9 protein-coding genes are annotated in these 21,298 nt (G+C 32.5%); 2 read left to right on the top strand and 7 right to left on the bottom strand.

Annotated elements, in window-relative coordinates; translation table 11 throughout:
- Nucleotides 1-151: 151 nt before the first annotated feature.
- From ACFEL1_RS01045 to ACFEL1_RS01015, 7 genes are all read right to left on the bottom strand, one after another.
- On the bottom strand, nt 152-2,380 hold the full coding sequence (locus ACFEL1_RS01045; protein WP_375331181.1) for a tetratricopeptide repeat protein: 2,229 nt from the start codon (nt 2,378-2,380) through the stop codon (nt 152-154).
- 430 nt (nt 2,381-2,810) lie between these two features.
- Nucleotides 2,811-10,280: a MobA/MobL family protein gene (locus ACFEL1_RS01040; protein ID WP_375331180.1), complete on the bottom strand. Its 7,470-nt coding sequence runs from the start codon at nt 10,278-10,280 to the stop codon at nt 2,811-2,813.
- 683 nt (nt 10,281-10,963) lie between these two features.
- Nucleotides 10,964-11,305, bottom strand: coding sequence for a hypothetical protein (locus ACFEL1_RS01035; RefSeq protein WP_375331179.1), 342 nt, complete (start codon nt 11,303-11,305; stop codon nt 10,964-10,966).
- On the bottom strand, nt 11,292-12,182 hold the full coding sequence (locus tag ACFEL1_RS01030) for a hypothetical protein (protein ID WP_375331178.1): 891 nt from the start codon (nt 12,180-12,182) through the stop codon (nt 11,292-11,294). The genes ACFEL1_RS01035 and ACFEL1_RS01030 overlap by 14 nt, the downstream gene beginning before the upstream one ends.
- A gap of 398 nt (nt 12,183-12,580) precedes the next feature.
- On the bottom strand, nt 12,581-13,306 hold the full coding sequence (locus ACFEL1_RS01025) for a hypothetical protein (RefSeq protein ID WP_375331177.1): 726 nt from the start codon (nt 13,304-13,306) through the stop codon (nt 12,581-12,583).
- 267 nt (nt 13,307-13,573) lie between these two features.
- Nucleotides 13,574-13,798 carry a hypothetical protein gene (locus ACFEL1_RS01020; RefSeq protein WP_375331176.1) on the bottom strand — a complete coding sequence of 75 codons (225 nt, stop codon included), beginning with the start codon at nt 13,796-13,798 and terminating at the stop codon, nt 13,574-13,576.
- A 330-nt stretch (nt 13,799-14,128) separates the two neighbouring features.
- Nucleotides 14,129-17,023: a hypothetical protein gene (locus ACFEL1_RS01015; RefSeq protein ID WP_375331175.1), complete on the bottom strand. Its 2,895-nt coding sequence runs from the start codon at nt 17,021-17,023 to the stop codon at nt 14,129-14,131.
- A 581-nt stretch (nt 17,024-17,604) separates the two neighbouring features.
- Between ACFEL1_RS01015 and ACFEL1_RS01010 the strand changes: the two genes are divergently transcribed.
- Together ACFEL1_RS01010 and ACFEL1_RS01005 are read left to right on the top strand one after the other, a co-directional pair.
- A complete protein-coding gene (locus ACFEL1_RS01010) occupies nt 17,605-20,133 on the top strand; it encodes a hypothetical protein (RefSeq protein WP_375331174.1) in 2,529 nt (842 codons plus the stop codon).
- 322 nt (nt 20,134-20,455) lie between these two features.
- Nucleotides 20,456-21,295 (top strand): AAA family ATPase, encoded by an 840-nt coding sequence (locus tag ACFEL1_RS01005; RefSeq protein WP_375331173.1) that lies wholly within the window; start codon nt 20,456-20,458, stop codon nt 21,293-21,295.
- Nucleotides 21,296-21,298: the final 3 nt, after the last annotated feature.

Genomic DNA, 21,298 nt, shown 5'->3' with positions numbered 1-21,298 from the left:
TTTTTCTTTAATATATAACTAATTTGTTGTTTGTCACAATTTTTCCAAATTTATAATCGTAATTGGGGTAAGGCTAAAAATAGCAACCCATCTTTAGTAAGTTGTTTAAAATCTAATCCTTAGTCCTATATAAATCACAGCTTAGATATCCTTAATGATTTTTGCTCCATAAATCCATATTATATTGTTTGCAATATTCAAACATATCAACTGTGTTAGGATGGTGTATGCCAAACTCATTAATTTGTGGCTTGCCAAAAAATTTATAATTATATAAATCTTTGCTTTTACAGGCGGCTTTTGCCCCATGATTATACAAATGACTTACTTGGGCAATATTTTTACTTTTGTCTTTATATAAGTAATGATATATTGTAAAGGCTTGCTTGTAGGATTCGATTGCTTGTTTAATATTATTTTGAGCAAACAAAATGTCCCCTTGTACTACATAGCTTTTTGCTAAATTTAAATCTTGCAAATAATTTACTGTCTCAGCTTTTTTATATTCATTTGTTGAAAATATTGCCATAGCTTTATTAATATGCTTGAATGCTTTATCTATCTTTCCTAGACCTAGCTCACTTTTTGCCATTTGTGTATAAATACGGCTAAACACATAGCTCCCTTTTTGTATAGATTTATGTATGTCATATAATTGTCTAATTTGATCATAAGCTTCTTGATATCTACCAAGAAAATTGAGTATTACTGCTTTACTTAAATAACTACTAGTAAGATATGAGCTATTAGGAGGTGTCCCATTTTTTATATGAAATTCAATATTTTTATTATAATAATCTAAAGCTTCATGATATTTACCTTGCAAAAAAGATAAATAGCCTTTTAAATTACACATAGTCGATATACTCGACTCATTCACTCCTAGTTGATCCATTTGCCTTATGTATTGTTCAGTAATTTCAATATTACCTAAAGATGCCTGAGATCCTGCTATGTTTGAGATAAGAGTAAATTTTAAAAAACTATCATCCTCATTAAGTTTATCTAAAATATTTAATGCTCTAGTACTATACGAAATAGTCTCTTCATAATTTGTCAGTAAAGCATTATATACCGCTATGGCATTCAAATACTTAACATAACGATATTTTTGATATTCAGACATATTATGCAGTTTAAATTCTTTATTCTTATCTTTCTGTTCAAACCAATCGACCATTTGTTTTGCTTTATAGAAATTATGAGAATTTATATATACAGTAGATAATATAAATCTCAAATCAAGCATTGCATATAAATCTATATTGTATTTTTCAGAATTATTTAAAAGAATAGTTAAATTATCGAGTATAGTATTTGCCGTCATCCAAGCGTATTGTAAATGTGTAGTTTTTGATTTGGGAAGCTTAGCAATAATATTTTCTAAATATATTTTATTATTATCACCATTTAGTTCCATTATTTTATTACTAATTATATCATGCATCTCAAAAACAGGGTTATCTTCGTTAGAGTCAATATTGCTAATTAGCATGAATTTGGATAATTGATATATATCGTCATTAATTGTATCCGGATCATCAGTGATGGCAGTAAGTAATTGTTTTGAAAAACTTTGATTGTTTAATAAGGCTATTTTGTTAAGTAACTCTACCACACTAGGTTTTAGCTCCTTAATAACCATATTAATATTTGTTGCTATTTTATCAGTTGATTGATAGATTTTCTTTTTATACTCCTCTTGATCTAATCCTTTGATTTTATTAAGTAACTGGACACTTTGAACAATAAGTATTGGATACCCCTCAAAAGATTTGATTAAAAATTCTATAGTATGTTCATCTTTATTATCCAATAAATCACTAACTAAAGCTATAGTAGTCTTTTTATCAAATAAACTCATTTCTATCACATAAGGCAAAAGTTCTATATCTTGGGAAGAGAATACCACATTACCATTATGCTCCCAATCAATTAAATCTTGTACTTTCTTATTTTCACCAACTTTTAAATTATCAAACACTAATAACCATTTATTAGTAGTAGTTAAATATGATATTACTTCTTTTTTTGCTAAAGCAACTTCTTCAGATATATTAGTTTGTTTGACTATATTGAGTTGTTGGGCTAATTTAACAAACTGTTCATTAAGGTCTAAGTTACAATCAAAAAACCAAATTAAATCATAATTATTTTTATTTTCATAAACATACATCCTAATCAGTTGAGTTTTACCTATACCACTAGTACCAACTATACTTGCTTGTCTATATTTATTTAAATGCTCATCAAGGATTTTAAGTTGTTGCTCATGATTGACAAAATAACTAACAGGGGTAATTAAATTAGATACTTGTTCTTGAGCAAAACTATTACTATAAATAATTAGTAATATAGATAATGTTAAAAATTTTTTCATACACTGAACTTCTGCATATATCTTTTATTTGACTATACCTAATTTTTCTACCATTTACAACAGATGCGATAGCATCCCCCAAGACATCGATTTAGTAAACATTTTCAATGCTTCAAATAAGATAATAAAACGTCTTATCTTTTAGTAATGTAACCTGAGTTCGATGAAACAGGTTAATACTAGATTCAGCATTATCCCTGTTAAGGGTGATGTCCCCCCTGCGAAAGCAGGGGTCTAAAGAAGTCTAACAAACCCTCTTGGTCTATTTCTTTAGATTCCTGCCTACGCAGGAATGACATGAACCCTAGTAGGGACGACATTGAAACTATTAAACCAATGTCTTGCATCGAACTCAGGTTAATGTAGTATACTTCTCCTACTTCAAGAGTTGTGTTTACAACTCTTGAAGTAGGAGTTATTTACATCTTCATTATATTATTTTTTCCCGTGTTAGCTCTGATTGTTTTTGCTGATCTAGCTGTTGTTTTTGTCTATATATCTCTGTTAATCTTTTTTCTATTTCTGTATTCTTCAAATAAGGAGCAATTAGCTTATCATTCATCCTATATTCTAAATAAGATTTTGCATCATAAGTATTATTGTTAATTTTTATCATCCCGTGTTCTTTAAGCTCTTGTATTTCAGGACTCAATTCTTTTAGTACATGTGCTTGGCGTTCTTTATATAATTGCCTTGTTAGCACAGCTACTTGCTTTGTATCTTTTATTCCTTCCACTAGCATTATTTCAAAATCAGCCCCTCTTATATAAGGCTTTATTTCCTGATTATTCATTAAGTCATTTAAATAACTTTGTATGGTCTTAAATTGTTGTTTATTTTCTTTAATTAATATCCCCTGTTCTTTTATTATTTTTATATCTTGTTCAATTTGCTTCTTACAATGTTGTTGACTAAATTTAAACATTAATGGTGCTACTCTATCTTTTAGCTCTGAAATATCTCGCTTTAATTCCTTAATTAATAATTCTTCTTCCCATATATTATGCTTTGCTATATATAAACTATCCCTTTTAATATTCTCTAATAGATCAGGCTGACTATCGTACACTCTCCTTTTATCATTGATGCTCTCTTCTTCCATTTCTTCTGATATACGATAAGTTAAACTTTGATAGTCCTTACCCATCTTTAAACTTAAGTCCCTCTCTTGCTCGAGGCTATTCAGTAATCCATTAACTTGTTGTAATTCTTGCCGTTCCTTCTCTATTCTATTAAATTGTGGAATTATCCAATCTCTAAAACTATCGACCCGTATTTTATCTACCACCTTTACCATATCGTTATATTTTAATGGCTTTATTTGATGCTTTAGATTCTCTACATTGAACTTATCATTAAATTTTTGTATTTCATCTATCCTATCCTTATACACTTCAAGTACTATTTTTAACTCTCTATTTTTATTATCATTAATGCCAACAGTTTCTTTAAATGCTTGTTCTATGCCTTTTTCCTCCCCTATCTTAATAATGTCACTTAAACTATCTGCACTATATGTTTTTAGTTCTTCTAACTTTGAAGTCCATTTATTTACTAATTCAGGGTTTTGTCCTTTATGTTTCTCTACTATCTCATCTATTCTTCTCTCATAACTATTATTCTTAGCCAGTTTTGTTTGAACTTTTTGCTGTAGTTTTTGTACGTAGGTTAGATCTTTTACTACTAAACTTTGCCACCATTTACTACTACAAAGACTATCATATATTTTACTAGATATTTTTACTTTATCATCGTAATCTAATTTATTACTTATTTGATTTCTCGCTTGCCTTATTTGATAAGTTTTAATTTGCTGATATACTGTTTGCTCTATAGCTCTTTGGTGAGCTTTAATTATTTTACCCTTTATCCCACTTAATTGTTCTTGATGTAGCAAGCTTACATCCCTGACCATAATATGATATAGTTCTACCCTATCAGCACCATAAGATTCTAAACTTGCAATGTGAGATTGATAATGATCGTCATCACCGAAACTATGACCACTACTGTCATAACTTAAAGTTCTTTGTTTTTGCTCGTATTCATGTTGCAGTTCTGCTATTAATTTCGGTAATTCTAGACACTCTTTATCTTTGATTTTGCTATTCATGGCTATAGCAACTAGTGTATCTCGGTATAAGCTATCTTGTAATCCTAAAAACTCATGTTTACTCCCATCTTTTTTGGTAGTTTCAGCATATTTCATGTAATAGTTAGCTTCTGATGAGGTAAGCTTCTCTTGCCAGCTGACTTCTTTTGCAGCTTCTTGTCTTATGTGTTCTATGGCTAGGATAGTACCGCTACTTCTAGCTTGCCACAATATTCTTTCCCCTATCGCTAGTGCTTTCTGTGGTAGTAATTGTTGTAGTCTTGCAGCCATAGAGTAACTATAAGATAAGAAACTATTTTGCTGCTGACAATTTATAATAGCTTCCCTGATATTGTCTATATTGCAACCTACTGGTAATTGGTCAGCCAAATCCCATTTCTCTAGTAAGATGTCGGTATGGATAGTACCATTAAACTCTAGTTGACTTGGGTCAATGATAGTTACATTGCCAATATGACCATTAGCCTCATTAATCATGTGGCATATTGTTCTAGCCGCTTTGATGCCGGCTTGATCATGATCAGGCCAAATAACTACTCTTCTACCTCGCAATTGCTGCCAATTTGCTTTATCTGCCGAATTACTACCACCCAACCAAGATAGTACAATATATTCGGGCAGTAATTCTTGGGCTTTATCACAGGTTCTCTCACCTTCCACTATTAATATAGTAGTATTTAATTTACTCTTCTGCTCATCTGTTATTTTCTCTATATGATAGATCGGTTTATAACCATTATCACTAAAACCCTTTAACCGCCAAGCTTCTTTATTTAATGATTCATTTTGGCAATAGCTCACTGGTAGTACTTGCTTCGTTCCATCTTGGTTACTTATCAGTCTAACCGTTAAACCTATTAGCTGGCTCTTATCATTTCTGTAATAATAGATGCCTGCAATAGTATTACTTTTCAGTATACCAGCCAAGTGAATATTAGGATCGAATTTAGGTGCAGATTCAGGGACGTAAGGCTGTGCATACCATTCATTGATTGGTTGTGTCACTATCTTTTCATATCCATCACTTTCTTGTAGTTGCTTATTGCTGCTGTAGTTATCATTATGATAATTATTTGCTCTAGCCCTAATACTAGATATCGAGGCTACTTGCTCTAATGCTTCTAATTTGCTGCAGTTAAGAGCCTTCTGAACAAAAGAAAATATATTGCCTCCCTCTCCAGTACTATGACGAATCCATAATCCTTTCCTTAAATTCATACTCAAACTGCCAAGGCTAATCTCAGCACCACTCCTTTTAAAATTTTTGCCATCACTATTAATCCTTCTAGCATAGCTTTCAAAAATATTACGATAATTATATTCACTCAAACTTTGGATAACTTCATTGAAGTCTAATCTCTCATTCCTAGCTGCATTAATGCTATCATATTTGTTAGTTTCTAGTCTAACTTTACCGTCTCTTACTTCCTCTATTTTGTTGCTAGTTATTTCTTTCTGATCTTCACCTTGAATATCAGCCGAGATGGATATGGCTAATTTAGCTAGTTCTGCATCATTAATATAGTTATAATATTCATAAATAAGCCCTTGTAGATCATCTTCTTTTGCTAGTGCTGCCAAATTTTCTATAGTTAGTTTTCCCTCCTTTTGTAAAAGGTAAAGCTGATCCAAAAAGCTCTGTTCATATTTATTAGGCAAACCATCAGTTAACGACGTTATTTCTGCTGATAAGCTCTCAAGTAACTTCAGATAGTTTCCTGCTGTTAGTTTATTTTGTAGTTCTTGTGCTTTAATTGCACCTTGCTCATAATTTCTGAACCTTTTAGCTATGACCTCAAAATTGTTAATAGCATCTTTCCGACGCTGGCTAATACCCAAAATGTTACCAAAGCCAATACCTCTAAAATTACCCAGTAATTTAGGATTTTTCTTTACTTTAGAAATGGTATCTGCTAATTGCTCATACCGGCATTCTACTAACAAATCTTGCCATTTCTGCAGTATTTTTGATACAGGAGTTTTATATATACGACTTAAGAATTCAGGGAATAATTTTTCCCGATAAGTAATTATTTCTGCTAGTTCTTTTTTTATCTCTTGATGCTCTATACTAGTCTTTTCTAATAGTTCAGTTCTCTCTGTTAGTAACAGCTTGGTTTCAGTAATAAATTCATTGAGATTAGCCAAATTAGTGGTAAAGATATTTATTAAGTTTGTATTATTTAAGGAGTCGGTACTATCATTTTGGTTGGAATGCAAACCATGACAAATCTCCATCATTTGTCCCCAATGATTATTTGTAATTAATGTTGCTCCTTGATTGATGTTGTTCAAGAAGTATTTATAAGTTGAATAGCCGGCATGTTTTTGGATTGTCTGATAATTTAAATTAAGCTGGATAAGTCTATCACCCATCCTTACTTGATCCTTAACATCGCTACCTCCTGCGTCTTTAATACTGACACTACCATGATAATTATCACAAATAATTTTAGCATGTTCTTGCAACTTTGCCTTTGCTTCTTGTAGTTCCTTATAGATAGTTTCTAGTTCCTCCCTATCATACTCTGACAGATATTGCCAAATAAGCTGATTACGCTTCTCTTTTGATAATGTTGCCCATAATATTTTTTTACTACTAATATCTTTACTATCAATCTTTTCATCAACCTCTCTATTAAACATTAAATCATACGGGTCTATAATAATTTCTCTAACATTCTGTATCTCGACATTAGCACTTTGCTTAAATAGCACACATAGTCCAACTAGTTTAATAGGCATTTCTTGACGCTCTCGCCATTCTTGCATCTTACCACGTAAATCAAATACTTCTCGTCTAGAGTCTAAATAATTCTTAATTACTTGTTGATTAGGGGTTAAATTATCAAGCTTACAATCAATTGCTAAATTATTATCTACTCTTCTACTGACCCCTAACATTAAACCAATATACCAAGTAGGTATTTCTTCCCTAACTAACTTTGAATCTTTTCCACCTGATACCTTATAGGTATATGATTCTATACTAAACCGTTCCCGTCCTTTTGCCGCATCCTCTTGCACTCTTCTATAAACTATATCTTCTAATACATCTCTAGCTCCATACAGTTTTACCTCATATCTAAACCTACTCATCAACACATTAAATGCTTCATAACCCATAATAGCTTCATGGTATATTTTCATATAGTCCACTGTCTCACCTTCTAGCTTATATCCAGTAACTGCATAACCATATTGAAATTGAACAGGATATAGTGGGTCAGATGTATCAATCTTGACTATCTTCTTACTGCCATCAGCTTTATGTACTAGCAACTGCACGCAGCCATGACCAAACTTATTGGGATTATTAAAATCTATAACTGTTGCTACCTCGCCATTTAGCACTCCATTAAACCCCTTGTATTCTGCCTTGTTACTGGTAAAAACTATTTGCTCACCTCGCAACAATTCTATCATCTCATAGCCAGATTTAAAATTACCACTCAGTCCCTTTAAAATACCAGCCTGTTTTAACTTCTCTCTAACTTGTATGTTAAAATAATTCACAGCCACATTAGTATAAGCACCTATTACTATCGACCTAATCGATACTAAATCATCTCTAGCTAAATTCTTGGCTTGCTCTAAATACTCATTAATATAATCTGTTACTAACGCTTCTTTAGTTACTTGTACATTGTCATAAATATTAAATACTCCAAGCCCTTGATAAATCTCTAATGCTTTTTCTATCTTATAAAGACCCATTAGCTTGGTAGCTTGCCTTTGTAGTCTCATAGTCCAGTCGTCTTGGTGTTTATGACGCATCACTTCAGTTAATGTACTTACCTTTGCAACAGTACAAATCTTCTTAAAAGCCCCAGCCATACCAACTGCAGCAAACTGATTATTATCACCCACTATTATCGCTTTTGACCCTGACTTTAATACTGTACTTAATAAATAGTCCATATTTGCCAACTCGACCATACTAGCTTCATCTATGATTAATATGGTCTTATCATCTAACTCTCTACTAATATTTTGATACAAACTCAAACTAGTCTCTATTCTGCCTTGAGGTTGATATTCTATTTCCTTATAATAATCAGAACGCAGCATTAACTCAAACGTTTGCCCCTTAGCTTCTTGCCATTCTTTACGCAGTAGTGCTGTATTCTTTGATTCAATACCCGTACTACTTGCTAGAACTTGTGCAGCAGTACTACTTGGGGCTGTTCCTATTACCCTGTAACCCGCCTTGTTATATTGACCTACTATCTCCCGCATGACAAAAGTCTTACCAGTTCCAGGATATCCTTCTAATACGCTTATATCTTTACCATTGACAATTTCTCTTACTGCCTTACGTTGCTCATTTGTTAAAGGCTCGCATTGTTTATCAATTAACTCTATCTTTAGCCCTGTTTTGTTGTTTACTATTTCCTGCACAGCAATACCAACTTGCCGAATAGTGGCAATTAATTTCTTCCCTATAGAAAGCTTATCTATTGCTCTATCATCAATAGACAGATTATGTTTCTCACTATGCTGTAACTCCTCTACTATCCCAATAAATCTTTGCTCTAACTCTACCCTTTTGGTTAATGCGTATAAGGTACGACCTTTTAAATCACTAGGATTTATTAAACTAATCTTATCAGACGCCAGCAATTTACTATAGAGCAACATAAATTCAGTAGAATATTCTTGATTCAATAGTTCTATATCTGATAATACTGGACTATTATTATCAGTAACACTATTATCACTGCTATTGTCAACGCTACTAATAGTAGCAATATTAATAGTATCTTCCGTACTAGGTACGCCGCTATCTTGCTTACTACTAGGCTCTGTTACAATAGTTGTATCTATAGCAATATCTTCCTGAATATTCTCTTGTACTAATTGCTTGCTTAGCTCTCTTAAATTTTGCTGAAATTTTTGCTTATCAATACTACCATCTGCACTATTTCCCATTTGTTTTTCTGCTTGACCTAACTCCAAATCTATAGCTAACGTATCGGCTAATGCTATAGCAATTTCTTCCTTAGTAAAAACTGGCTTGTTAATTGATAATTTCTGAAAAACTAATTCTATATCTTCTCTAATCTTGGCAGCATTTTCTTTTAGTATTTGTTCATTTATTAACCTTAATTTTGAGTCTTGTATATAATGTGCTGTTCCTTCATGGATAGTCGGTATTAAATCAATTCCTCTTGCTTTATGCGATAAATGTGATACCTTAGCTAAATGACCATATTTTTCTAAATATTGATTGATGAAATAGGCTACATTTTCCCGATAATAATATAAAAAATTTCTTCTTCCCCAATCACGTCCTTTCTCACCAAAAATTACTTCGCCATTTTCTAAACGTAGTAGTTTTCTAGTAGTCATCTGAATGTGGGCATGAGGATTATTTGGATTGTCATAATGAATGTTTATATCTGCTATCATGCCATGGCTAACTAGGCACTCAGAAGCAAAGTGTTCGGTAAGTTCAGTATTCTGTTGTTGAGTTAATTCTTTTGGTAAGGCTATGGTCAGCTTTCTAGCGGTCTCAGCATTTTCTCTTGTTTCACTACTTTCTGCTCTATTCCATAATTCTTGTCTATCATACACCCAACTAGGAGAACCCTCCGGAGCTAAAATTACGCTATGAACAAGTCCTTTCTTGCTGCTAAAATTATAGGTAACAGTACGTTTTTCTTCTGTTTTACGGTCAGTTGTAAAAAACTGCAATTTACTTCTTGAAATATAGCTACTTGCTGCAACTGCATTTTGTCCTTTGCTTCTTCGTACTTCTGATTTATTACAGTGATATATTGCCATTGCTATTACCGCTATAAGCTGTAAGTTTTTGGGTAATAGCAATCACCAATGAATCTTTGAGCGCAGGCAAACTAGGTTTACCTAGTTTGCCCAAGTGCGGGTAGAGGGATTCCAAAAGCAAATGCTAAAACCTAACTTGTAACTACCTAGTTTATTTTATTGGCAAGCTTTATATAGGCAGCAGAATGCTCCTTAAGTGGGTTGTTTAGGTAGGGTAGGGGGGTGAAGAAAAGAGAGGTAAAAAAAAGAAAATGGTTTATCTAAAAAATAGTTATAGGTAGAAAATATTAATTGATTGTAAAATAAACGAACTGTATAAATTTAAGAAAAAGTAGCTATAATTTTATTGAACTGGTAGTAAGTTAAACGTATTGCAAATTACTTTATTAAAAATAAGCTTTTTGTAATAATAACTGCAAGCGTGAAAATGAGTTAGGAACTTTAATAAAGATACTTATTACAGATATATTGAGAATATTTAATATTTTTGTAATAATATAAAACTGTTTGACATAGGTAGATTGAACTCGTACAATATTCTTTTTGAGTTAGTTATTTTAGATTTCTTATCTGAAATTTGCTAAGGTAAGTAAGATCGGTAATAAAACCAATAAATTTAGATTTCAGTTAGTCTTCAGGAAAATAACAATACAAGACTAACTGAAAAAGTGGTGGAATTTTTTCTAGTTTATAGTTATACCATCAGTTTCTATATAGTTGTTCTCTAGATTTTCAATTAATAACTCTAGTTTAGGATCAATATTATTAAGATTAACATCATAATTTTCATTGCCGCCAAAACTCACCATTATTTTGCTGACAATATTTTTATTATTTAGAATTTTTACAAGTTTCTTTGCTACTTTACGACTAAAAATATTGTGACCTAGTGTTATTTCTCTTAGAGTCCTATTAATTTCTAAAGCCTTGAAAAGTTGTAAAGCCCCCTCATTACCAATATTATTACCATTAATATGTAATCGCTTAAGGGTTCTATTATTTGCTAAAAATTCAGCCAATATCATTATGTTCAAGGTCTATTTCATCCAAAGTATTATTATACTCTAACGCTTTAACAAGGTACTTTACTCCTTTATAGCCAATATTGCTTTCACCAAGATTTATGTTGGTTACAGTCTCATTATACTCTAAATCTTTACTAAGTATCTCAGCTCCTTTTGACCAAATATAGTTTCCAGCAAGGTTAATATGGGTTATAGTATCGTTATACCGTAACATACTACTTAACGACTCTATCCCACAATCCCCAATATCAATATCTCTAAGATCTAGGTATTTTACAGAGTTATTATGTCTTAGAACTCTAGCAAGTTCCTCAGCTCCCCAATTTCCAATATGATTCTCACTAAGGTTTATTGCCGTTATATTATTATTGTTCTCCAAACTTTCCGCAAGCCTAAATCCTCCATTTTGGGCAATATGATTTGCTGCTAGCTGTATTTGACATAAATTTTTATTTATTTTTAGAACTTTGGCAAATCGAATAGCCCCCCTACTAGTAATCTCGTTGTGGCACAGATCTATGTGACTTACAGTATTATTGTTTTCTAGACCTTCAGCAAGCCTATGCATACCTATATCACCAATTTTGTTGTTGCTTAAATCCACTCGGGTTACTGTGTTGTTGTTTTGCAAAAACTTCGCAACTATATTGACTTCCTCATCGTCAATATTACTATTACGAAGATTTATGTGGGTTAGCGTTTTATTATTTTCTAAAGCTTTGCTCAGTAGCTTGATACCACCACTACTACCAATATTATGGTTGCTAAGATTTAAGTAAGTTAATTTTTCATCAGCTTGTTTTAGTGCAAAAGAAATATCACTTGTTAATTTAATTTGTTTGTTATTTTTTTGTTGATTTTTAATATTGGTCACCATACAATTAGCTCCTGTTTTTTTCTTTTAGAAAATAGTGGCACGGGGGTTAGATTTTAAAAATTTGCTATTCTTTGCTCTAACCTCAGTGCTTGAACACCACACCACGTGGGTCACTACTAATATATTACCCTCATCACTAATAGAGTCTAGAGAAGTTTTAGCACCTATGGTGTTTTTTTATAAAATTCGATAAGTCTGCGGTAAAACGGAGACAGTGGGTAAAATTATTGTTATAGTTAGGGGCTAATTATTTTAGATTTTTTATCTGAACTTTGTTAAGTAAGTAGAATTGGCAATGACGTTAATAATACCAAGAAATCAAATTTTCAGTTAGTCTTCAGGAAAATAACAATACAAGACTAACTGAAAAAGTAGTGGAATCTATATCTAGTTTATATTTATTCTATGTAGTTATAAGTCTCGGTTAATAACTCTAATAGTTTATGATAATTAGAATTCATATCATATTTTTCGTGGTCATAAAAACTTAACATTATTTTGCTGACAATCTTTTTATTCTTTAAACTTTTTACAAGCTCCTCTGCCTCATTATGATACAACAAAGTGCCATTAAGCGTTATTTCGGTTAGAGTCCTATTAAGTTCTAAAGCTTTACAAAGTTTAAAACCCCCATTAGGACCAATATGATTATTATCGAGATGTATTCGCTTGAGAGTCCTATTATTTGCTAAAAATTTGGCTAGTATGTCTGCTCCTTGATCGTTAATATCATTATGTGCAAGGTTCATTTCGTCCAAAGTATTATTAATCTTTAACACTGGGACAAGGTGACTTACTCCTTCACAGCTAATATTGTTGTTGCTTAAATCTATTTTGGTTACTATATTGTTGTTTTGCAAAAACTTCGCAACTATCTTTGCTCCCTCATCGTCAATATTACTATTACGAAGATTTATGTGGGTTAGCGTTTTATTATTTTCTAAAGCTTTGCTAAGTAGCTTGATACCACCACTACTACCAATATTATGGTTGCTAAGATTTAGGTAGGTTAATTTTTCATCAGCTTGTAGTTTTTTCTTAGCTTGTTTTAGTGCAAAAGAAATATCACTTGTTAATTTAACTTGTTTATTATTATTTTGTTGATTTTCAATATCACTCAACATAGAATTAACTCCTATTTTTTGGGTTTCGAAAAGTAGACACTGAGGTTAGATTCTAAAAATTTTCCGATTCTTTGCTTCTAACCTCGGTGATTGACACCACACCACGTGGGTCACTACTAATATATTACCCTCATCACTGATAGAGTCCAGAGAAGTTTTAGCACCTAAGGTATTTTTTTTTGAAATTTGATAGATCAGCGGTAAAACGGAGACAGTGGGTAAAATTATTGTTATAGTTAGGAGAAAAATAGTTATAATAAAATTTAGTTAATTTTTCTGTAATAAAGTTTTAATGATTTTTTCCTTATGATGAATGTGATTTAGTTCTTGTTCAAGATGTAGTTTTTCTGCTTGTTGTCTTACCTTGTTGCAATAATTCAAGGCTTTATTGTAATCTCCATTGCTAAAATAAGCGTCAGAATAAATTAAATAAAAAAACATTTTTGTTCCATCATCAGCTATTTCCTCAATTAGGTTATTATATTTACTCACCTTACGCAGTTGGTAATAATTTGCATAATTTTTGTAGTTCCAGCATGGTAGCCTGATTTGCTCGTTAATTTATACTTAAGTGCAAAATGATTCATACAAGTTTTTAATTGAAGTATCTCAAGCTTGCAAAAGGCTATAATTTAATTAATCTTTATTTGATACAACTAACTATATTTACAGCATTATTTTTATCCAGCTTTTCTTTTTCCTGCGTAAGGTGAATTACTAAATTGAATTTTATAGTTTCAATTTAATAGATATTAATTAAAAAACCCAACGGACTTGGTAAAACGTATAATTGCAGCAAAACTGCTTTGCAATCTTTTAGCATTACAAATCACATTCTAAACCTGAGTCGCCAAGTAAATTGTTGGTAAATTCTTCATTTACCAGCTCATAATTGTAAAAATTGTGTTCCTGTGCTTTGGTGGCAAAATCTTGCCCTTGAGCAGCAGCATTAACCATAATATTACTAATTTTATTGTAAGCCGCAGCTTTAAAATTATCATCCTGACTTATGCTAGATGCGTTGAAATAATATTTTTTAGCTTGCTCAAATAACCCTACAGATTCAAAATACTCAGCCTGCTTTAGCATTATATCAGGATTCTCTGCATCTTGTTTTAGCCATGCTTTAAAACATTCTTTTATCCTAACCGCATTATTAATTACTTTATAGCAGTTAATCGCCTTAGCATATTCACCTTTATTAAAAAATAGCTGACCAAGTTTTTCATATATCTTTGGTAAATGGCTATTGGCTTCGATAGCTTTTACATAGTAAGCCAATGCTCCTTCTTCAGCATTCTGCTCAACGATATTAGCTAAGCAACTATAGGCTATAGCCTTAAGATTCTTGCAGGCAGGAGAGTCCGGATAATCCTCTAGATACTTTATAGCTTTATGATAATAAACTTGGTCAAGTTTGTCTTCATCAATAGGCAAATTGCTAACTTGGTACTCAAGATTTTCTGCTACCTTAGTATGGCAAGCCGTTATTAACTCTGCAATTTTGGCATGATCAGGTAATTCAGCTTTACAGACACTAGCAAAGAATTTCACATATTCATATTGCTGCTGTAAACAATAACCATAGCTTTGTATCTGATGCTGAAGATGAACATTACCCGGTTCAGCATATTCAGCAAAAATCTCCAATGCTTGCTGCAAGATCATTATGGCATTTGGTATGCTTACTATTTTATCACTAAGTACTTTTTGCAACTTTGATAATAAGTCCAGTTCTAGAAAATATTCATCTTTATCATGCTTTGGCAGGAGGTTGTTGTAACGAATTGATGATGGTATCCAATCTTTGACAAGATGATAGTTCTCAGAAAATGCATTGAGTGAATTAGCATCTGAGCATTTAGTTGCATTACCAATAGATTTAACTATCACCTCTAATAGTTGATTAAAATTATTACTGGCAGTATTTAACAGATGAGATGAACACTCCATAGCTTTCTTAGAAATAACTATATTGACCATATCACCTTTAGCGTCAGAATATTCGGATGATGAATCTATTGCCGCAAGTAAATCAGGTACAGCTAACTCACCTTCTGCATTTGGTCTATGGAATAGATGTATCGAGCAATCTTTGAGCTTATTAATCAGTACTCGGTGTTCATCTGTTGCCCTTTGATTATCTGTTAATATTTTCTCTATAGATTTTCTGATATGCTGAATATTCTTGTCTTGCGATACTTGGGTAACTACTAAAGATATGCTACCTGCTATAGAGCCAACATCCTTAAAACTTTTCATAAAATTAGATAGTATTTCAAGGAAATCATTGCCTCTCTTACTCCTTAAATCTGACTCAGTTATTACCAACACAAATTTTAGCTGTTCTGTAGTTTCAAAGAGTCTTTTAATATAGAAACTGTTAGCAATTTCTTGAACAGGATCAGTGTCATTAAAGCCAGGGCAATCCCAAATGATTAGATCTTTAGCATCTTTAGCAAGACATTTATTAGGAATCTTAGTCTCGGAAGCCAGTTTATGACCAATGATAATATCGGGAAGTGGCTGCATTGCATCAATAACCAGCTCGTTAATTTCATCATCCATAATTGCCTGCAGCTTCTTGCCACTAAGCAAATGAGCAAGTGTACTCTTGCCAGCTCCGGTATTACCAAGCAGCAATATCCCCTTATTACCATGTTCCTGCAGGCGGTCGTTACCATCTCGGATTAGGTTCGATACTTGCTTGATAGTAGCCTGATCATCATTATCAAACTGATTATCTTCGCCTGCTCCTACTACTTCAAATAATTTTACAACCGGTATATCTGGTATATATTCTTTCACTTTTGCCTCCTCTATGGCTTTTAATTTAGCTGCTTCTCTTAGTGCCTTAGCTTCCTCTTGCTCTCTAAGCTTTGCCTCTTGCTCAAGTCTCTCAGCTTCTTGTTTGGTCTTTTTAGGCTCACGCTTAGCCTGCTTTGCTTTAACTATTGCTTCAAGGTTCGCTTCAGCTGCTTTGAGGTTTTCTTCTAGCTGTTTTACTCTCTCAGCCTCTTGTCTAATTTTTTCAGCTGCCACTGCTTGTTGTTGGTATTTTAGTTTCTTAGTTTCTTCTTCGCTTGCATTAAAGTTTTTATTAATCTGTAGAGCATTATTTATAGCACTCACTATATTAGCTCCTAAGTAAGAAGTATCAACATGAGTAATAGTGTGATTAATCTTTAAGGCTTCTATTAAATTCATTGCACCAGCATCGCTCACTTGCCCCATGGAAAAACTAGTAATAGTGTGATTAAATGTTAATGCTTCTGCTAGATACCTCGCCCCAGCATCTCTCATTTTGTAACTCCAAAAGTAAAAAACAGTAATAGATTGATTAGACTTTAATGCTTCTGCTATATCTTTCACTCCAGCATCTCCTATCTGATCACACCAAATGGTGAAGTTAGTAATAGATTGATTAATCTTTAATGTTTCTGCTATATCCTTTGCTCCAATATCTCCTATTTGCTGATTATTACATAAATTAAGAGAAGTAATAGATTGATTAAACTTTAATGCTTCTGCTATATATTTTACTCCAGTATCTCCTATCGAGTTATAACCAAGGCTAAGAGAAGTAATAGATTGATTAATCTTTAAGGCTTCGGCTAGTGTCTGTGCTTCAGCATCTCCTATTTGTTTATTCTGAAGGCTAAGACTAGTAATAGAGTTAGTAGTTATTTGTCGTATAATAATTTCTTCTAAGGGCATTTTTTCCTCTCTTTAATATTTTGGTCAAAAGTGATAAGTACTTAGTAGTTATCAATAAAGTACTGTTATTCGATCTGTATCGCCGACATTAGCATAGCCTTTTATGTCATATAGCTAACCCAACTAATATTACTCCGTCTATTAGCAAGAAGCCGCTTTGTGACAACGAAGCAATTGTAAGTTGTCATTCTTAGCAACGGCGGGAATCTAGATATCTGCTTTCGCAGGTAATGACACAAAACAGGATTGCCTCATCTTCTCTCAATGATATTTTTTTAGACTTACACAGTCCTATTCTATTATTAAAGTTATATGCTTTATATAAAATATATGACATATTTTAATATGTAAAGTATATTTATAAAAAATTTGTGGGAATATAAAATTTGGTGGGAATAAAATATGATGTAAATTGTGATGTTTTATGATATAATAACTCCCCTACAATACAGATACTACAGGGGATTATATGCGAAAAATTGTTGTCAAATTTAACGTCGGCGATACAGATCGAATAACAGTACTTTATTGATAACTACTAAGTACTTATCACTTTTGACCAAAATAAAAGAGAGGAAAAAATGCCATTAGACAAAGCTATTATACAACAAATAAGAAATAACTCTATTACTACCCTTGACCTTAGTTATAAACAGATAGGAGATGAAGAAGTAAAGGAGCTAGCCGAAGCCTTAAAGAATAATAAATCTATTACTACTCTTGAGCTTTATAATAACCAGATAGGAGATGCTGGAGTGCAGACACTAGCTGAAGCCTTAAAGGATAATAAATCTATTACTACTCTTACCCTTCATTATAACAAGATAGGAGAGGCAGGAGCGGAAGGTCTAGCAGAAGCCTTAAAGATTAATCCCTATATTACTCATCTTTGCCTTGATCATAACCAAATAGGAAATGTTGTAGCAAGGGAGATAGAAACAGAATTACAGATTAATAGAGATCCTACTAAAAAAGCCGCTAAGATACTAAAACAGCAACAACAAGCAGAGGCAGATGAAAAAGCTAGACAAGAAGCTGAGAGACTTGAGCAAGAGGCAAAGCTTAGAGAGCAAGAGGAAGCTAAGGCAATAGAAGAAGCAGCTAAATTAAAAGCCATAGAAGAGGCAAAAGTAAAAGAATATGTCCCAGAGATACAGGTTGTGAAATTATTTGAGGTAGCAGAGGGGGATAATCAGTTTGCTAATGATGATCAGGCTACTATCAAGCAAGTATCGAATCTAATCCGAGATGGTAACGACCGCCTGCAGGAAAATGGCAAGCAAGGGATATTGCTGCTTGGTGATACCGGAAGTGGCAAGAGTACACTTGCTCACGTGCTTACTGGCAGCAAGTTGCAGGCGATTTTTGATAATGAAACTGAAGAATTTGTTATTGACGCGATACAGCCACTTGATGATATTGTCATTGGTCATAAACTGGCTTCCGAGACTAAGATTCCTAATAAATGTTTTGCTAAAGACCTAATCATTTGGGATTGCCCTGGCTTTAATGATACTGATCCTGTTCAGGAAATTGCTAACAGCTTCTATATTAAAAGGCTCTTTGAGACTACAGATCAGCTAAAATTTGTGTTGGTAATAGCTGAATCAGATTTAAAGAGTAAAAGAGGTAATGATTTCCTTGAAACATTATCTAATTTTATAAAAAGTTTTAAGGATATTGGGTCTATAGAGGGTAGCATATCTTTAGTAGTTACCCATGTATCACCACACAAAAATATTCAGCATATCAAAAACTCTATAGATAAAATATTAAGAGATAATCAAGGAGCAAAAGATGAACACAAAGCACTGATTAATAAGCTTAAAGACGATGGTTCAATACATCTATTCCATAGACCAAATGAAGAAGGTGAGTTAGCTGTACCTGACTTACTTGCGGCAATAAACACGTCATCCAAATATTCTGACGCTAAAGGTGATATGGTCAATATAACTATTTCTAAGAAAGCTCAGGACTGTTCATCTCATCTGTTAAATACTGCCAGTAATAATTTTAATCAACTATTAGAGGTGATAGTTAAGGCTATTAGTAATGCAACTAAATGTTCAGATGCTAATTCACTCAATGCATTTTCTGAGAATTATCATCTTGTCAAAGATTGGATTCCATCATCAATTCATTACAATAACCTACTACCAAGGCATAATAAAGATGAATATTTTTCAGAGCTGGACTTATTATCAAAGTTACAGAAAATACTTAACTGTAAGCAAATGGGAAGCATACTAGATGCCATAATAATCTTGCAACAAGCATTGGAGATTTTTGCTGAATATGCTGAACCGGGTAATGTTCAGCTTCAGCATCAAATACAAGGCTATGGTTATTGCTTACAGCAGCAATATGAATATGTAAAATTCTTTGCCAGTGTCTGTGGAGTTGAGTTACCTGATCATGCAAAGATTGCAGCAGAGTTAATAACGGCTTGCCATAATAAGGTAGCAGAAAATCTTGAGTACCAAGTTAGCAGTTTGCATATTGATGAGGAAAAACTTGACCAAGTTTATTATCATAAAGCTATAAAGTATCTAGAGGATTATCAGGATTCTCCTGCCTGCAAGAATCTTAAGGCTATAGCCTATAGTTGTGTAGCTAGTATCGCTGAGCAGAATGGTGAAAATGGGGCATTGGATTACTATGTAAAAGCTATAGAGGCGAATAGTCATCTACCAAAAATATATGAGAAACTTGGTCAGCTATTTTTTAACAAAGGTGAATATGCTAAAGCAATTGATTGCTATAAAGTAGTTAATAATGAATTTAGGATAGAAGCATGTTTTAAAGCATGGCTAAAACAAGATCAAGACAATCCCGATATAAAGCTAAAGCAAGCTGAGTATTTTGAGTCTATAGGTTTATTTGAGAAAGCTAAAACATATTATCACCACGCATTCAGCCTAAGTCAGGATGAAAATTTTAAGGCTGCAGCTCTTAAGAAAATTGGTAATATTATGGCTAATGTTGCTGCTCAGGGGCAGGATTTTATCACTAGAGCAGATGAGCATGATTTTTACAATTATGACTTAGTAGATGCAGCATTTACCAGCAAATTACTTGGCGACTCAGGTTCAGAATGTGATTTGTAATGCTAAAAGATTGCAAAGCAGTTTTTCTGCAATTATACGTTTTACCAAGTCCGTTGGGTTTTTTAATTAATATTTGTTAAAACCCTAGTTTAGAAAAAGACCTTAATTAGTTATCCAATATTTTTTTAAATGGACACAATTATGATAATTAGACGATGTTGTCACGAGATGTAATTCTATATTGAATCAAACTTATCTATACTATATCATATTTTTATCGAAACAGCATATTACCACATTTTATTAAAACTTAATCGGTAAAATAATTTATTAAAATTTAACTAAAAACTTTGGTATCAGAATATAAATATAATTGAATAATATGATAGTTGAACTTTCAAACACTAACACACATCTCAAGGGGGCTGACACTGTTAAGGAGAGTAATAAGCTGCCTAAAATGCTAGTAGGTACGGATGAATTCTATGACTTAGTAGTTAATAGTGATGTATTTGTTGATAAAAGTCTAATGATCAAAGAATTATTAGAAGATAGCGGTAAGGTTATCCTAATCACTCGACCAAGACGTTGGGGTAAAAGCCTTAATATGGACATGCTCAAGAAGTTTTTTGAAATAGAAGTGGATCAGGACGGCAAGCCTTTAGCACAAGAAAAGAGAGTAAATCATAAACTCTTTACTGGAGGCATAGTAGATTTAGGTATTAAAGGTAAAAGGACTCTAAAACCTTTAAAGATTAATAGTAATGAATACGCTATGGTTCAACAAGGTAATTATCCGGTTATTTCTATAAATTTCAAGGATGTTAAGGGCAGCAGTTACCAAGAAATTGAAAGCAGTATACGGAATCAGGTTATACAACTATTTGCCAATCATTATTATTTAAAACATTATCTAACTCAAGATATAGGACTATTAGATAGTGTACAAAAAGCAAAATTAGAACGATATTTTACAGAAGAGTTGACGAAAGAAGATTTAAAGTATAGTTTAAGGTTTTTAAGTGAAATACTTTACAAACATTTTAACCAAAAAGCTTATATATTAATCGATGAATATGATACACCAATTAATAGTTCGTACATTGAATTTGGCGATAAATTAAAAGAGTTTGATGATGTACTAAAGATATTCCGTGGGATGTTTGGCAGCGGCTTAAAGAGCAACCCTTATGTAGAAAAAGGAGTAATAACTGGCATGTAGAAA

Origin of the sequence: Candidatus Tisiphia endosymbiont of Oplodontha viridula (genome assembly GCF_964264865.1) — a bacterium.
GTDB lineage: Bacteria > Pseudomonadota > Alphaproteobacteria > Rickettsiales > Rickettsiaceae > Tisiphia.
This window is presented reverse-complemented; position numbering and strand designations above follow the sequence as displayed.

Coding starts and splice junctions, on each gene's coding strand:
- ACFEL1_RS01045 (WP_375331181.1), bottom strand. CDS start 2,380: ATGAAAAAATTTTTAACATTATCTATATTACTAATTATTTATAGTAAT.
- ACFEL1_RS01040 (WP_375331180.1), bottom strand. CDS start 10,280: ATGGCAATATATCACTGTAATAAATCAGAAGTACGAAGAAGCAAAGGA.
- ACFEL1_RS01035 (WP_375331179.1), bottom strand. CDS start 11,305: ATGATATTGGCTGAATTTTTAGCAAATAATAGAACCCTTAAGCGATTA.
- ACFEL1_RS01030 (WP_375331178.1), bottom strand. CDS start 12,182: ATGGTGACCAATATTAAAAATCAACAAAAAAATAACAAACAAATTAAA.
- ACFEL1_RS01025 (WP_375331177.1), bottom strand. CDS start 13,306: ATGTTGAGTGATATTGAAAATCAACAAAATAATAATAAACAAGTTAAA.
- ACFEL1_RS01015 (WP_375331175.1), bottom strand. CDS start 17,023: ATGCCCTTAGAAGAAATTATTATACGACAAATAACTACTAACTCTATT.
- ACFEL1_RS01010 (WP_375331174.1), top strand. CDS start 17,605: ATGCCATTAGACAAAGCTATTATACAACAAATAAGAAATAACTCTATT.
- ACFEL1_RS01005 (WP_375331173.1), top strand. CDS start 20,456: ATGATAGTTGAACTTTCAAACACTAACACACATCTCAAGGGGGCTGAC.